The sequence below is a fragment of the Hyphomicrobium sp. genome (assembly GCF_009026145.1).
Classification (GTDB): domain Bacteria; phylum Pseudomonadota; class Alphaproteobacteria; order Rhizobiales; family Hyphomicrobiaceae; genus Hyphomicrobium_A.
Genome location: NZ_WBUE01000002.1, coordinates 87,500 through 102,566 on the forward strand (window position 1 = coordinate 87,500; position 15,067 = coordinate 102,566).

General features: G+C 62.0%; 15 protein-coding genes and 1 pseudogene. 2 read left to right on the forward strand and 14 right to left on the reverse strand.

All coding sequences use genetic code 11. The features are described 5' to 3' along the window. Nucleotides 1–211 precede the first annotated feature (211 nt). Nucleotides 212–847 carry a tyrosine-type recombinase/integrase gene (locus F9K20_RS02275; RefSeq protein WP_290997202.1) on the forward strand — a complete coding sequence of 212 codons (636 nt, stop codon included), beginning with the start codon at nt 212–214 and terminating at the stop codon, nt 845–847. Between the two features lie 335 nt (nt 848–1,182). Here F9K20_RS02275 and F9K20_RS02280 read toward each other — a convergent pair whose 3' ends face one another. From F9K20_RS02280 to F9K20_RS02310, 8 genes are all read right to left on the reverse strand, one after another. Continuing rightward, on the reverse strand, nt 1,183–2,925 hold the full coding sequence (locus F9K20_RS02280) for a DUF3363 domain-containing protein (protein ID WP_290997203.1): 1,743 nt from the start codon (nt 2,923–2,925) through the stop codon (nt 1,183–1,185). Nucleotides 2,926–3,209: 284 nt separating this feature from the next. Next, nucleotides 3,210–3,713 (reverse strand): S26 family signal peptidase, encoded by a 504-nt coding sequence (locus tag F9K20_RS02285; protein WP_290997204.1) that lies wholly within the window; start codon nt 3,711–3,713, stop codon nt 3,210–3,212. Further along, a complete protein-coding gene (locus F9K20_RS02290; RefSeq protein WP_290997205.1) occupies nt 3,710–3,919 on the reverse strand; it encodes a helix-turn-helix domain-containing protein in 210 nt (69 codons plus the stop codon). Before F9K20_RS02290 ends, F9K20_RS02285 begins: the two co-directional genes overlap by 4 nt. A 95-nt stretch (nt 3,920–4,014) precedes the next feature. Continuing rightward, nucleotides 4,015–4,470 (reverse strand): DUF2285 domain-containing protein, encoded by a 456-nt coding sequence (locus tag F9K20_RS02295; protein ID WP_290997206.1) that lies wholly within the window; start codon nt 4,468–4,470, stop codon nt 4,015–4,017. A gap of 94 nt (nt 4,471–4,564) precedes the next feature. Beyond that, nucleotides 4,565–4,891, reverse strand: a complete 327-nt coding sequence (locus tag F9K20_RS21210) for a DUF6499 domain-containing protein (protein ID WP_367238055.1) — start codon at nt 4,889–4,891, stop codon at nt 4,565–4,567. Between the two features lie 192 nt (nt 4,892–5,083). Then, nucleotides 5,084–5,407, reverse strand: a complete 324-nt coding sequence (locus F9K20_RS02300; RefSeq protein ID WP_290997207.1) for a DUF736 family protein — start codon at nt 5,405–5,407, stop codon at nt 5,084–5,086. Nucleotides 5,408–6,018: 611 nt separating this feature from the next. Continuing rightward, on the reverse strand, nt 6,019–6,600 hold the full coding sequence (locus F9K20_RS02305) for an isochorismatase family protein (protein WP_290997208.1): 582 nt from the start codon (nt 6,598–6,600) through the stop codon (nt 6,019–6,021). A gap of 297 nt (nt 6,601–6,897) precedes the next feature. After that, nucleotides 6,898–7,119 carry a helix-turn-helix domain-containing protein gene (locus tag F9K20_RS02310; protein WP_290997209.1) on the reverse strand — a complete coding sequence of 74 codons (222 nt, stop codon included), beginning with the start codon at nt 7,117–7,119 and terminating at the stop codon, nt 6,898–6,900. A gap of 166 nt (nt 7,120–7,285) precedes the next feature. On the opposite strand from F9K20_RS02310, the gene F9K20_RS02315 reads away from it, so the two are divergent. Next, entirely contained in the window at nt 7,286–7,678 is a 393-nt protein-coding gene (locus tag F9K20_RS02315; RefSeq protein ID WP_290997210.1) for a hypothetical protein, read from the forward strand. Nucleotides 7,679–7,853: 175 nt separating this feature from the next. Here the strand turns inward: F9K20_RS02315 and F9K20_RS02320 are convergent. The 6 genes and pseudogenes from F9K20_RS02320 to F9K20_RS02345 all read right to left on the reverse strand — a co-directional run bounded on the left by F9K20_RS02320 (nt 7,854) and on the right by F9K20_RS02345 (nt 15,064). After that, nucleotides 7,854–9,046 (reverse strand): IS3 family transposase gene (locus F9K20_RS02320; protein ID WP_290997211.1). Its coding sequence is split into 2 segments (ribosomal slippage): nt 7,854–8,785 and nt 8,785–9,046, totalling 1,194 coding nucleotides; the frame shifts between segments, so codons are not numbered across the junction. Between the two features lie 80 nt (nt 9,047–9,126). Beyond that, nucleotides 9,127–9,336, reverse strand: a pseudogene (locus F9K20_RS02325) (hypothetical protein); the annotation flags it as partial. Nucleotides 9,337–10,053: 717 nt separating this feature from the next. Then, complete coding sequence (locus F9K20_RS02330) at nt 10,054–10,320, reverse strand: hypothetical protein (RefSeq protein ID WP_290997212.1); 267 nt, start codon at nt 10,318–10,320, stop codon at nt 10,054–10,056. A gap of 555 nt (nt 10,321–10,875) precedes the next feature. Further along, entirely contained in the window at nt 10,876–11,439 is a 564-nt protein-coding gene (locus F9K20_RS02335) for a tetratricopeptide repeat protein (protein ID WP_290997213.1), read from the reverse strand. Then, nucleotides 11,409–11,834, reverse strand: a complete 426-nt coding sequence (locus F9K20_RS02340; RefSeq protein WP_290997214.1) for a tetratricopeptide repeat protein — start codon at nt 11,832–11,834, stop codon at nt 11,409–11,411. The genes F9K20_RS02335 and F9K20_RS02340 overlap by 31 nt, the downstream gene beginning before the upstream one ends. Beyond that, a complete protein-coding gene (locus F9K20_RS02345) occupies nt 11,831–15,064 on the reverse strand; it encodes a CusA/CzcA family heavy metal efflux RND transporter (RefSeq protein WP_290997215.1) in 3,234 nt (1,077 codons plus the stop codon). Before F9K20_RS02345 ends, F9K20_RS02340 begins: the two co-directional genes overlap by 4 nt. Nucleotides 15,065–15,067: the final 3 nt, after the last annotated feature.

Consider the following 15,067-nt stretch of genomic DNA (forward strand, 5'->3'; position numbering starts at 1 on the left):
AAAAACTCCTCGCGCGTTGATGATCGTGGCATCGTCTCCGCTGCGCGCCGACGAGGTGATCGAGTAGCGGTTCGCTGCATGTCGGCTCAGGGTCAAAATCGACGCTTGGTAACCAGACGACGGACGAAATAGCCTGTAAACAGTCGTCAGATCCGTTGCTCAGCTCATGGCGGTCACATGCTGCTCTGTCTCTCAACCAAGGAGACAGACCATGGAAAACGATCAGCTAACTGCGCTCGAGACGGTTCGCCGCCCACCTTGGAACAAAGGCAAGCTCGTAGGCGCCAAGCCGCCCCTGCGACCAAGCCACGTCTGGTCGATACGAACGAAGCTGCAGATGGCGGGTCGAAAGCGCGACCTCGCCCTATTCAACCTCGCCATCGACAGCAAACTGCGCGGCTGTGATGTCGTCGCTCTGCGCGTGGATGACGTGGCGCCAAGCGGCTATGCCATGGATCGCGCAACCATCAGGCAGAAGAAGACCGGCCGGCCGGTACGCTTCGAGCTGACAGACCAGACTCGTCTGGCCATCGATGAGTACCTGAGACTGACCGGACGGAAGCCGGACCAGTTTCTGTTCGCCGGCCATGGCGACAACGTGCGCGGGTTGACGACACGACAGTACGCCCGCCTTGTGCAAGAGTGGGTAGCCAGCATCGGACTCGACCCGGCCAAGTTTGGCACCCACTCGTTGCGACGTACGAAAGCGGTGTTGATCTACCGGCGCACCGGCAATCTGCGTGCGGTTCAACTATTGCTTGGACATTCGAAGATCGAGAGCACCGTCCGTTACCTCGGCATCGAGGTCGATGATGCAATCGAGATCGCGGAGAAGATCGACATCTGACGCTATACGCCAATCAGCGGACGTGGTCGGCGACGGCCACCGCCTCGCCGATCATGGGGCAGTCGACTTCCGCTTTCGGGATCAACCGGACGATAGCTGAAGTTTTGCGCCGATCGCCCTTGCAGCGACGGCGGGACCCACGCCAAGGCAGCTTCTATATGCAGGCCAGCGACGGGGCCGATGCTGTCGAAGAAGTAGCTAGCGCTTGAGCGTCGGAAGGGCGGCCTTAGCCGCTACAAGGTCGGGCGTAGCACCGCTCGAACCGACGCCAACTCACGCACGCGCAAGGCATTGCTGACGGCGCCCACAGTTGTGCGATCGGGTTTGCTCGGTGGTCATGTACGCCCTGGCAGCGTCCGGCCACGGTCAAGAGTCCAGGTCACGCGGCGTTGGCCGATCACACCCGTGACGACCTGTCCGCGGAACGGCTCAAGCGCCGGTCGCCAGGGCGCCAGCGTGAATGTATCCTGGCGCCGGATGACTGCGAGCTTGCCGCTCGGTGTCGTTATCGGGCGATCATAGACGCCCGTAATGGGTGCCCCTCGAGCGGCAGGGAAAAATGTGGCGCCATAGAGACGTGACAGGTCCTCTACCAAGCGCTCCGTTTCCGATCTGCGGAGGGTACGCATCATTTTGGGAGCGGTAACAATGTCGCCGGTGAGCGACACAGCTGCGAGCTTGCGCGTAGCCAACCACTGACCACGCGCGGCCATGGCATGTTCCACATCGCGGGCAAAGCCAAGCGTGCCAGGCTGGGGCTGCCATTGGGCGATGATGGCCTGGTCGAGCCACGTCGGGCCGTCGTAGTTGACCTGGCGCTCCAATTCGACCAGCGAAAGCTCCTGGAGTTTGGCAACCCGTGATGGCTTGCCGTCGAGGCTGTCGCCGACCAGCGCCACGAGGCCGCCACGCGCTGGCACTTGGGCAGCTTTGAGCCGCCCGAGCTCTGCGTAGTGCACGCGGCCATCGACGGCATCGATCACGATCCAGGTATTGTCGCTGATCTCGTCGACGAGGCCGACACCCACGACCTTGCCGATCAGCGGCGCCTTGCGCGCACCCCGCTCGAACAGCGCCAGGGCAGCGGCGCCGCGCTCGATGCCGGCCTCGCGCAGCGCAATCTGCATCATCTTGAACTTATCGGCGCGCTCGCCGAGCTGGCGCAGCTTGCTCTCCATCCTCGGGTCGAGCGCCCACACGCCCCGTTGCCGCTCCTCGGCAAGCCCGAGCCGCTCCAGCGTCTTGAGGCGACCGATCCGGAGCGTGTGCTGGGTCGGGTCCTGCTCCTCCGCGGACGTCATGACCAGGATACCCTCCTTGGCGCGCGCCCTTAGGGCGTGGTCGAGGCGGGTCAGCCTTTCCCGGCCGACCTCATTGAACTGCTTCTGGATACGCTCGAGCTGGCTTTCCGGCCCGAGCTCGAGCGTGACGAGTGCCTGGGCGCGTGCCCGCACCCCGTGGCTGATGTAATCCCGCGCCATGACCAGGTCCCTCCCCTCCTCGTCCCGGCCGCGGATGACGATGTGGGTGTGCGGATGACCGGTGTTGAAATGATCGACCGCGATCCAGTCGAGCTTGGTATCGAGGTCCCGCTGCATCTGGGCGAGGAGATCGCGGATGAAGGGCTTCAGGTCGGCGAGCCGCCTGCCTTCGTCGGCGGACACGATGAAGCGGAACTGGTGCGGATCGTTCGCCGAGCGGGCGAGGAACGCGGCCGCATCGACATCCTCGCCGGATGCATCATAGAGACGTCCGGGTGTGCCTTCGCGCGTGACCCTGTCGCGCAGGATGTATTTCAGGTGCGCGCGCGCCGCACCGAGATCGCCGCTGGCGATGCGCGTGTAGCGCGCCTTGACGATGACGCGCCGGCTGCCGGGTGCGATAAGCCCAGCAGCGGCCCGAAGCCCGGTGCCCATGCCGCGCGTCAGGCTACCAGGCGCAACGTGTCCTTTGTGCCGCAGCGCTCGGGCGCCGTGCTTGCCGGCCTGGCGGAAGACGAGCGTGGCGTGACGCTCCGCGCGTCCTCGGCGCGCATCGCGAATGCGACCAAGCTTCGGAACGAAGTTGTCTTGCGCCATGCGTCACCTCGCCTACGCGGTGGAACGCAAAGCGAGATGGCGTCGGGCTCGGCACATTCAAGACGGCGTCAAACATCGTGCTGACCACGCACGCGAAATATCAAGCGATGACGTCACCGACGCGTTGCTGATGTCAGGGCCGAGCGGCCCGTTGCGGCCTTGGACGCGCACCTGACGTCAGTCCTTTATCTTGATGTCCACTTCTACCCCGACTGGCATTCTCGCAGGTGCACGGATTCTCTTACCGATGGCTGAGAAGCTCGTCAGGTTGTAGGGGGCGACGTCTAGGCTCGAAGGACGAATAGAGGAATCGCCGCGCCGACAATTTCGGCGCGATCGATGGGGCCGAAGTAACGACTGTCGAAGCTCTCCGCATGCGTGCCGAGAACGAACAGCTGCCCCCTCTGCAGATGCTGGCAGCCTTGCCACACTGGCAGCCGCCGGCCTCCTCTATCGAAGCCTAAGGCGATGACGCGCCGCTGCCCGGACATCCATATCACCCGTCCCCGGCGGCACACGCGATCGCCCTCCATGGCGGCAACGCGCTTCAAGAGCAGCACGTGCGGGCCGACATAGTTGCGCCGCTCGGCGAGGGCCTGCGGCAAGCCGGATAAGCGGACCAGGACATAGTCGCCGATGCGCAGCGGCCGGCGCACAATGACGTAGAGCCCGATCTGCACACTCGCGGACGTGTTCCACACCAGCACAAGGCGCTTAGGTCCCAAGGCCGTGGCCGTAAGCAGCGCAACAGAGCCCAGCGCGAGGAGAGCCCCCGCCTTCATCCTCATTCGACTAGCCCGGAAGTCGCGCGCCGTCGCGTGCTCTCGGACCAGGCCTTGAGGTCATCACGGTGATAGACGACGCGGCCGCCATGCTTCCGGAAGCGCGGACCGATCCCCTGCCAGCGCATGTTGTCGAGCGTGCGCTTCTTCAAGCGCAGATAGACAGCCGCCTCTTTGACATCGAGAAATGGGGTTGCCTCTTCCTCCGTCATGCGTGCACTCCCGTGAATGGCCAGGCATGGAGAATGGGTGGGATTGCGCGCGATGGGGAGTGTCGAAGGGCAGGTGGCCTCATACGCCACCCCCCTCACAAGAACTCGCGGTAGCCTCCCGCAACCAGCGATAAGCCACGTTTCAGCGCCCGGCGGATGCGATCTTTGAGAGCCGTGCTCGCGCTCCGCCAAGCGTCTTCGGTGCGCTCGGCGCCGAAGATGACGGTGGCGATGGCGCGGTAGGTCGCGCCGACCCGATGCCCATCGAGCGCGATGAGCGCATCGCGCACCGCGAGGCTTGTCGCCGTCCACTGCCAATCCTCGGAACGCTCAATGTCGCGAGAGAGAATGTCGCTCAGAGTTGCAAAGCTATCCCGGGCACGCTCGAGACGCTGAAGGCCGTCGACGTGAAAGACGACGCGTGCCGGCGCGACGGCCACGGCCGCTCCGTCGAGAAGGATCGAGATCGTGCTCCGATCGGCGATGAACTTTAGGTGTTGCGTACCTTTGGCATCGATCAGGAGCTGTCGAATGGCCGGAAGAGTTGCCAAGCAGAGATCGCCGCCCTGCGCGCGAGATGCCGTCCCCGATAAGGTCAGCGGGAGAGCCTCGGGCGACCAAAAAACGTTTGCGGTGGGGGCGGGCTTATGGGGATCGGCGAAAGGAGCAGAGGCCCCAGGCTTCGGCCCGGCGGCAGCGGCGGCGCAGTCGACACAGAGTAATCCCTGTCCGATGCCGGCAGAGATTTGCGCACCGCCCGGCGTGCAATCGGTAGTCTCGCTGATAGTCTTTATTGCGACGGAGAAACTCCCATGCCCACCCGGGCCCGGGCAGCGTCCTCACATAGTCGTACTGATCCAGGATCGGGGGCCAAGACGGGCCGACCGAAGGGCGCGCCTTCTCAGGCGGTGTTCTTTGGGGTAGCCGGGCAGGCATAGTTATCCCCCTGGCGAGAGGCAGGCCTCTCGTCATCCTTGCTTCAATGATCGACTTTCGATGGCGATCGGATCGGATGACGTGCGATTGATCTCGATCGCTTCCCGCGAAATGCGGCCGTTATACAGCTGCTGAGCGCGCGCTGTCTTAAGTTGACTCTTGTTATCATGAATCAATGGAAAACCCTCGTGCCCGGAGGCACGAGGGCGAAGGCGAGAGCTTGCGCTCTTAGTCTTGCGGGTTCCAGATCAGCGCGAACACGCTGTCATCGTCCTGACCCGCCGCTCGGCCGAGGTTCGCATACAGCGTCCGCGACCCGAACTCCGGAGCGGCGATCGAAAGCGCGACGTAATCCTTGCCGGAGGTTTGACCCTTACGGATCCAGCCGGCGCCGATCTCGATGCCTTGCGACATCACCCGATAGTCGGGCTGGTTCGGCGCCGCCTTGTCCGAGACCGGCAGGAGTGCGATCTCGGCGCGGATCGAGAGGGTTCTGAGCTCGCCCTCAAAGCGGCCATCTTCGCGCTTGGTGACAGATCCGATGGTAGCCATGTGACTGGTCCTTTCTCTTGTCCGGCGAGAGACCATCTCCCGCCGGCGTGCAGGACCAGGCGGCCGGCTGGCGCCCGCGGAACCATCTTGGCCGGAGCGATCAGCGCAGGACCCGAGGCTCAAGGTTTTTTTGCAGCGTCAGCGGCGCGAGGAAGCCGGTCCCCTGACCGGCGGGGAACAAAAACCGCGAGCGCGAGGGTTTCCGCGCCAGGGCGACGCCGGCCGTAGTTTGCACGACAAGAGGCGGGGGTGGACGGAGCGGAAACGAAAGCAGGGCCGCGTCACGCTGGCTCGGATTGGCACGCGCCGAGGCTTGGACGCCGGGTGAAGCAGAAGCCGCCCGCCCGAGGTCAGCGAATTGCCAATTGGACCGCGAGCCCACCGGACCAGTGCTCGTAGCATGATGGTGCAGGCAAGGAGAGGCGCCCTGCCATGAGATCCGTCAGAAGCATCGGCGACGATTCGTTGCCTTCTGCCGCGACGTATCGGCGATCGGCCGCAGAAACGAGCGTCAGCAGCGGGTCAGGCCATCTGACGAGCGATCGCCTGTGCACCCGACCCGTAAGCGCGCGTGCAACTCTCGCCTTCGCCCCTCCTCAAAGGGCCGTTGGTCATTGCTCTCCGGTTGGCGCCAATAGACTACGCAACGCCGCGCGCCGCGCTTGATCCGACGCTCCTTCCGCCCATTCGCTCACCATCTGAGTGGTCGTCAAGGGAACAACTCCCGCCTGCAGCAGGCGGTCGATGGCGGGGCATTTCGCATGTCGGTCGCAGCTTGGGCAGGCATCCATAAGCACGAACACATCGAAGCCATCGGCAAGGGCGTTGAGGGCCGCGAACGTGACGCTGCGTTCGAGCCAAAAGCCGCAGAGCAGGAGGCAAGCCTTACCCTCTTCAGCGAGCGCCGCCCCGAGCCCGCTGCCAGACCACATCGATCCGGCGGAGCCGACAGCGTAGATGCGGGGTTTGGCGTGATCACAGGGTTGCGCAATCCATTCTCGTTCGTCGAGCTCATCTCCATGGATCGCAAAGAATTTTGGCACATCGAGAACCCTAGCAGCCTGCTGGACTAACGCGTGGCGACTGATGAGTGTGTCTTGGCCGCCGTCAGCCTGATCGGTGCGTTCGGCATTGCGCCGTGTGGGGTCGATAAAGAGTATGCAGCAGTCCTCAGGCTTAAGAAGTGGCGCCATGGGTGCTCCCCTCGCAGATGTCGGAACATCAGCAAAGGGCGCGAGATTTCGCCGAGGTCATGACCGAGGGATCGTCTCAGAGGACACAAAAATTTGTGTGGTGAGGGATAGTGCGGTAGCCAATGATCCGTTGACACGCTCTGACGGGTGCAGACCTTCCTCTGACCGGCGCGACCATGGATGGGGGTGGCGCTGATGCTGGTCGCGGCCACATTGCCAAGAGCATTCTTTTTTGCCGATTGTGCCATGTCCTGAGACGCAGCATCTCGCGCGCTGCCGATGGTTTCTCAAATTGCTTCAGCGGCGTGGTCTTTTCGCGCGAATTAATTCGCATGGATCGATGTCGAGCGCCATGGCCAGTCGGCCGAGCACCGTGACACTGGCCGATACCTTGGCACTCTCGATCTTCCCGATGTAGCGCGAGCTGATGCCGGCGCGATGCGCCAGCTCCTCTTGCGTCAAATCCCGGTCATGACGCGCCTGACGCAGGTTCACGGCCATGACCTCCTTGAGGTCCATGGCAGAGATGGAACTTGTTTAGGCATTATCGTTCCAGGAACGATAGTTCCTATTACTTTGTGACTGTGATAATTCTTGAGGACTTTTCGTCTGCCGCAAGTGGGCAAAAGAAAATCGGGCTGGGCAGGGTCCCCGCGAGACCGAGACATTCGCCGTTGGGCAAAACATGGACAGGACGCGCAAGCATGGGGTTGAGGGGCGGCTTACCCTCACCCTCGATGGCGGAGGCAAGGCCTACGTCGCAACCTATCGGGTCGCCGACACGTCGGGCCCCTTGGCTTCGATCGTGCTACCCCGTGAGGTCGTTGAGGCCGCCGTCTTCATCAATGCCCGCATAGGCCTTGAGCTGCGAACTGACGGCAGTCTGCTGGCCTTTGCGAGCCATACTTCTATGCAAACGCTGGCCTGCGCCTCGCTTAGCGAGCTGGTGGACGAAACGCTACGGCCGGAGTTTATTGCCCTGGAAGAAACGCCGAACGCTCTGACCGAACTCGAGGCCCAACTTGAGCGAGCCCTGGTCTCGGTGCGGGAATTCCGGTCGCGGCGGAGCATCGGCTAGTCCTCGTTAATTACCGAATTGGCATGCCAATTCGGTATCGTCGCCATCAAGCTCCGACAATGATGCTTTTCTCCGCCGATCAGTTTACCTCGTTGACGCAGACATCTCCCCTGCGCTGGCGTTCACGGCAACGGTCTACCATCGGGATCGGGAGAATACGCCAGTGGCCTGCCCCTCACCACGATACCAGGCTCTGAGTTAGAACCGGGCCGTGTTCGGCCAGCGTCTGCTCTGGCCGAAGCGGAGCGTAGGGCAGACCAGCTGCTGGCGGCAAGATCGCTTCCGGAGCTGGTGGCCGGTAACGGAGCGATGAGTGCGGTCTGACGGCATTGTAGTGCCGCCGCCAGGTTTCGATCAGCACCTGCGCTTCCCGCATCGTCGTGAAGATTTCGCCATTCAAGAGCTTGTCGCGGAGCTTGGCGTTCAGGCTCTCGCAATCGCCGTTCTCCCACGGGCTGCCTGGCTCGATGAAGAGCGTCTTGACGCCGATCCGGCCCAACCAGTCCCGCACGGCCGTGTCCGCGAACTCGGGGCCATTATCGGAGCGAATGTGCTCGGGCGGTCCATGGGTGACGAAGAGATCGGTCAGGCACTGGAGCACGTCATCGGCTCTCAGCCGTCTGGCAACGACAATCGCCAGGGATCGGTGGGTAAACTCGTCGAGCACGACCAGCATGCGGAAGGCGCGTCCGTCCCGGGTGCGATCCTGGACGAAGTCGTAGGACCAGACGTGGTTCGGCCGTTCGGGCCTCAAACGAACGCTCGATCCATCGTTGAGCCATAGGCGGCCCCGTTTCGGTTGTTTCGTCGGCACTTTGAGCCCCTCCCGGCGCCAGATGCGATAGACGCGCTTGACGTTGACCCGCCAGCCCTCGGCGACCAGCATCTCGCGAATGCGGCGGTAGCCGTAGCGGCCATAGCGGGTCGCCAGCCGCACGATATCGGCCGTCAGCGCTGCTTCGTCGTCAGATGTCTTGAGGCGTCGTCTCCGCGTCGCACGCGGCTGGCCTACGACAGCGCACGCGCGACGCTCCGAGATGGGAAGACAAGAGCGGACGTGCTCGACGCACGCCCGCTTCCGAGAAGGGCTCAATATTTTCGCTCGAGGGCTTCCTTGAGGATCAGCTTGTCGAGCGTCAGCTCGGACACCGCCTTCTTCAGACGGTCGTTCTCACGTTCGAGATCCTTGAGGCGTTTGGCCTGATCGAGCTTCAACCCACCGTAGTCACGCCGCCAACGATAGTAGCTCTGCTCTGAGATGCCGATGCCCCGGCAGATCGTGCCAATCGCCTGCCCTTGTCCGAGGCCGACCTCAGCTTCCCGCAGAAGCCCGATAATCTGCTCTGTCGTGTACCGCTTCCGTGCCATTCCCTTCTCTCCTCAATCAGGTGGAAATAGCCGGATTCGCTCACTCAGCTTGGCATCGGTTTAGGGGAGCAGACCACCTGGAGTCGGGAGATAAACGATAGCATGACCAGGCCGTTGAGCACGGCAACACCTGACAAAGCAATGAAGCCCACGCCGGCCGGTATGACGATTTGCAGGCGTGTGCTAGCGGAGATCAGCTGTTCGAACGTGCGGCCGTAGTGGATCCAATAGCCGGCCGGCAACTCAACCTCGCTGCGAACCCTTGTCCTGACCTCTTCGACGAATGATCCTTTTCTGAGGCTCGCAGGCAACTCTAAACGCGTCGATAGATAGCCTCTGTTCCCCTCCGGAACTGCAAACGCCCACGCCCCACCGCGACGGCGGCGATCGCACGCAAGATGCAGCGGGAGTTACTGCCAGTGCCCGAAGGGTAAGAGAGGCACAGCGACCTTGCCGCCTTGAATTACGGTTCCCGCAGCGGCCTTTGCCGCCGCGGGGCGTACGCACGACTAGTGGTGGTGGTGGCCATGGTGATGATGGCGGTGGTGCCCGTGCCAATGGCGGAATCCGTAGAAGGGCGCAGCGTAGAACGGGAAATGCCGATGGCGGCGATAATGCCTGAAATGCCTATGCTGATGATGGCGCCGATGAACCTTTTGCACCATGCCATTCTCGACGGTGACCGTACGCGGTGGAGCAACGGGAGCCGCGTAAAGCGACGTTGCGGTTAGCCCCAACGCACAGACAAGACAGCCCGCCCTAATCACATTCAGCATTGACGTTCCTCCTCAGAAATAGCGCTTGGCCGCTAGCGAAGGACGCCGAGCTCGGGGAGCAGCCAGCGTTCGACACTCGCGGCCATGATAGTTGCACGCCAAGCTGAAACCTACCTGAACGACTAAATCATCGTTCAGATGCGTTACGGTTGTGAGGGGCAGCACGATGCAACGTCCAGGCCCTAGGGGCCTGGACGCGTGGAGATCGCAAAGACGGCGAAAGGCGCTGAGCTAGTGACTGTGAGCGTCCTTGATGCCGAGCAGCTTCTGCGCGTCCTTCAGTGCCGCCTCGCATTCTTCTTCCTTCTTGGCAGTATGCAGCTCTTCTGCTTTCGCACGCGCCGCCTTCACCGTAGCCATGTCGGCATCATTCAACTTCGCGCTGGCCATAGCCTTGTCGACCGTGCCCATATCCTCATGACAGTGGCCTTCGCCGGCAATGGCCGGCGCCGCCAATCCGATCACGAGGGCGGCAGTCACCATGCTCACTTTCATCATGTTCGACCTTTCCTTTGCTCTCTTGCTGTGAGCCGAGAGCGCCTACGGGCTCTCGGCTCGGGATTCAGACAGTAGTCTACGAACTTGCTTGCGGGCCTCGCTCATCAGTGACGCGAGTGACCGTGCCGGTGTCCGCGCCGCGCATACCTGAACCAGCGGTCGCTGGACCAACGCGTGCGCACGTGGCCGCGGTTATGGCGATAGCCGTGCCGTGCGTACCCCCGGTCGTGATGGCCGGAGCTGTAACCAGCTCTGCCGTACTCACCTGCCTGTGCGCTCGATGCAAGACCGGCAGCAGCCGCGAGCGTCAGAAGGCTTAGGGCGACAAGTGTGGGTGTGCGTGCCATGAGAGATTCTCCTCTGATCGATTTTCTTGTTCCGCCGGCTCTCGTGGTCGGCACGCAATTCTTATCGGCCGCCGGATGTCTCGATGCTGAAAGGTGCATTCACCGGCAATTCATCGACCTGAGACGGAGCTGAATAAGAGCAGAGTTGGATGTTTTTCTGGCGCTCAGCTGAAACGAAACTGAACTGGCTCGCCCGCTCTTCTTGTGGTCACCTTGAGAAGTCTAAATGCGCTTCGCGGTCTAAGCTGCGGGGGTCCGCACGGGAGCTCTCGGCGAAGCGCCTGAAGTCATCCTGCGCGGCCTGCGTGTTCCCGAGTCGCTCATGCAGCAGCGCTCTGTCTGCTCGCGCATAGAGATCATCGGGGTCAAGCTCGAGAGCGGTATTGAGGTCGATGAGTGCTAGGCCATCGAGGCCCTTGCGGAGAAATTGCTGGGCGCGCCGGTGGTGCGCCTCGGCATATCTGGGTAGCGATTGGATCGTCGCATTCATATCCGATATCGCGGCGTCCAGTTGGCCCGTCTTTTGATATGCAAGAGAACGCTTGAAGTACGACATCGCAGGAACCTTGCTGCGCCCGATCGCCCGCGAGAAACTGACGATCGCTTCGGCGAACTTTCCCTGCACCATCTGGGCGATACCGAGATTGTCGAAGACCAGGCCTTCCCCGAAATCCGGATCCAGGAACGCTACCGCCGAGTAGTCATCGGCGGCGCTTGCCCACATGCGAAGGCGCGCGTAGATCAGGCCGCGATGGTAATAGGCAGCGGCCAAGGTCGGGGCGAGCGCGCGACGGCATAATCCGCGTCGCCGATGGCGCCCATGCTGTCACCACGCAACGAGCGAACATTTGCGCGTGCCGCATAGGCGATCGCATTGTCGGGATCGAACCGGATGGCGGTGGTCAACTGCTCAAAGGCGCGAGCCAAATCTCCGCGGCGGGTGTATTCAACACCGAGGTCGTAGGCCCGCCTGCTCAGCATCCGCTTCCGCAGTGAAAGACTCGGTGAGGCGTCGGTGAGCTCGATATTCATTGGCGGCGCCAGCGAGACAGTTTCGACGATGCGATATTCTGGTCGTATGGGCCGATGCGATGCAACGTCTGCCGCACGCGCCACGGCTATCGTGATGCCGAACATCACGATAGCCGTGGCGATACGCTCACTCATTCTGCGGGCTGGCCCTCGGCTGCTGGCTGCAGAGCAACCTCCTCAACCAGGATATACCTCTTGTAGAGGGCCGGCAGCACAATGAGCGTCAACAGCGTCGCCGTGATCAGGCCGCCGATCACAACCGTCGCCAGCGGCTTTTGCACCTCCGCGCCGGTTCCGGTTGCCAGCGCCATGGGCACGAATCCGAGCGAGGCGACGAGCGCCGTCATGAGCACCGGACGCAGGCGCGTCATCGCGCCTTCGAAGATGGCCTGCTCCCCCGGCAAGCCCCGCTCCAGCAGCTGATTGATGTAGGTGACCATCACCAGGCCGTTGAGCACAGCGATGCCGGAGAGCGCGATGAAGCCGACGGCAGCCGATATCGAGAACGGCATGCCGCTGAAATACAGCGTGAATATGCCGCCCGATACCGCAAGCGGCACGCCGGAGAAGACGAGCAGGGCCTCGCGCACGTTGCCGAGCGCGGTGAACAGCATCAGGAAGATCACGAAGAAGCACGCGGGCACAACGATCAGAAGCCGGCTCTGAGCGGCCTGCAGGTTTTCGAACTGGCCGCCCCAAGTGATCCAAGTGCCCGGCGGCAATTTCACCTGCGCGTCGATCTTTGCCTGAGCCTCCGCGACAAACGAGCCAATGTCGCGACCGCGGACGTTGGCCTGCACCACCACCCGGCGCTTGCCGTTCTCGCGACTGATTTGATTGGGACCTTCCTCAATATTGAAACTCGCCAGCGTCTTGATCGGCACGAAGTTCGGACGGCCACCGGCAGCCGAAGGAAGCGCAACCGGAAGGTTTCGCAAGGCTTCGAGGTCTTCTCTCAGGTTGTCCGGAAGGCGAACGATGATGTCGAAGCGCCGATCGCCCTCGAAGACCAAACCGGTCTCGCGCCCACCAATGGCAATCGAGATAACATCAAGCACGTCGCCGACATTGAGGCCGTTGCGGGCGATCGCCGCCTTATCCAGCTTGACGTTCAGCATCGGCAGACCCGTGGTCTGCTCGACCTTGACGTCCGCGGCACCCGGCACGGAGCGCAACACGCCGGCGATCTTGTTGGCGGTGTCTCCCAGCTGCTCGAATTTGTCGCCGAATACCTTCACGGCGACATCGCTGCGCACGCCGGCAATGAGCTCGTTGAAGCGCATCTGAATAGGCTGCGTGTATTCGTAGTTGTTGCCCGGCAGCAGGCCCACCGCCTTGGCAATGCGGTCGATGAGCTCTGCCTTCGTCTCGTATGGATTGGGCCACTCGTCCTGCGGCTTCAGCATGATAAATGTGTCGGAGACGTGCGGTGGCATCGGGTCCGACGCCATTTCCGCAGTGCCTGTCTTGGAGAAAACGAAGGCGACTTCAGGAAACTTCTTCACCGCAGTCTCGACCTGGAGCTGCATGTCAGTCGACTGGCTGAGCGACGTGGAGGGTATGCGCATCGCGTGCATAGCCAGGTTCTTCTCATCGAGCGTCGGAATGAACTCCTGTCCGAGCCGCGTAAACAGGAACATCGAGATGGCGAAAAAGCCGATCGCAACGAGGATGACGAAACCAGTGTCGGCGAGCCCGGCCCGCAGCATCGGGGCGTAGCGAGCCTTCGCCACGCGGATCACTAAGTTCTCTTTCTCTTCCACCTTCCCAGAGATAAAGATGGCGATCATCGCCGGAACGAAGGTCAGGGACAGCACGAAGGCGCAAAGCAGTGCGATGATGACCGTCAAAGCCATCGGCTCGAACATCTTGCCTTCTACGCCTGTGAAGGTGAGCAGGGGCAGATAAACGGTAATGATGATGATCTGACCGAAGACGGTCGGCTGAATCATCTCCTTGCTTGCGACCATCACCTCGTGCATACGCTCATCGAGCCTCAACAGCCGACCTTCGTGATGCTGTCGTTCAGCGAGCTTGCGGATCGCGTTCTCCGTGATGATCACCGCACCGTCGACGATAAGGCCGAAATCGAGAGCACCGAGGCTCATTAGGTTCGCCGAGATGCCGGTGTGCACCATGCCAATGATCGTCATTAGCATGGTGATGGGGATTACGAGCGCTGTAATCAGTGACGCACGCAGGTTGCCGAGCATCAAGAACAGCACAACGATGACCAGAAGGGCGCCTTCGGCCAAGTTCTTCGCCACCGTCTTGATCGTGGCGTCGACAAGCAAGGTGCGGTTCAGTACCGTCTGAATGCCGATGTCGGGAGGAAGCGACTTGTTGATTTCCGTGATCTTCGCATCCACGGCGTGTGATACGGTGCGGCTGTTGCCTCCCTTCAACATCATAGCCGTGCCGACGACAACCTCGTCGCCATTTTCGCTCGCGGAGCCCGTGCGCAACTCGCGCCCGATACCTACGTCGGCGACATCCTTGAGGTAGACAGGTATTCCGTTCTTGTTGGCGACGATGACGTTGCCAATGTCCTTGATCGTCTCCAGCCTTCCATCCGCACGCACAACATAGGATTCGCCCCGCTGCTCGAGATAGCCGGCGCCAACGCTGGTGTTATTGCGTTCGAGTGCGGCGATCACGTCCGGGAAAGAAAGCCCGTAGGAGAGCAACTTCTCCGGGTCCGGCTGAACTTGGTACTGTTGCTCGAAGCCGCCGATCGCGTCCACTTCGGCGACACCCAGCACTCCCTTGAGTTGCGGGCGGATAATCCAGTCCTCAACCGTGCGCAGGTAGGTCGCCAGCTCGAAATCCTTGCGCAGGTGCACGCCCTCGGGGGTGAGATAGCTCCCGTCGCTCTGCCACCCGGGTTGACCATCGCGGATCTCGGCACCCTTACCATTGGGGTGCTTGTAGTGCACCGTCCACATGTAGATCTCGCCGAGGCCAGTCGACACCGCCCCCATCCGCGGCTCGGCGCCAACGGGTAGATTTCCCTTGGCCTGGGCGAGACGTTCCGCGACCTGGGTGCGCGCAAAATAGATGTCGACGTTGTCGTCAAAGACGGCAACGACCTGCGAGAACCCGTTGCGCGACAGCGAGCGCGTGTAGGAAAGGCCCGGGATACCGGCGAGCGCTGTCTCGATTGGGTACGTGACGTTCTTCTCGATTTCGAATGGCGATAATCCTGGGACTTCCGTGTTGATCTGCACCTGATTGTTGGTGATATCAGGCACGGCATCGATCGGCAGCTGAGACAGCGATTTGATGCCGAACGCTGCGACGGCGGCGACCGCGAGCACGACCAGGAAGCGCTGTGCGACCGAGAAGTTGAGGATTTTCTCTATCATTGC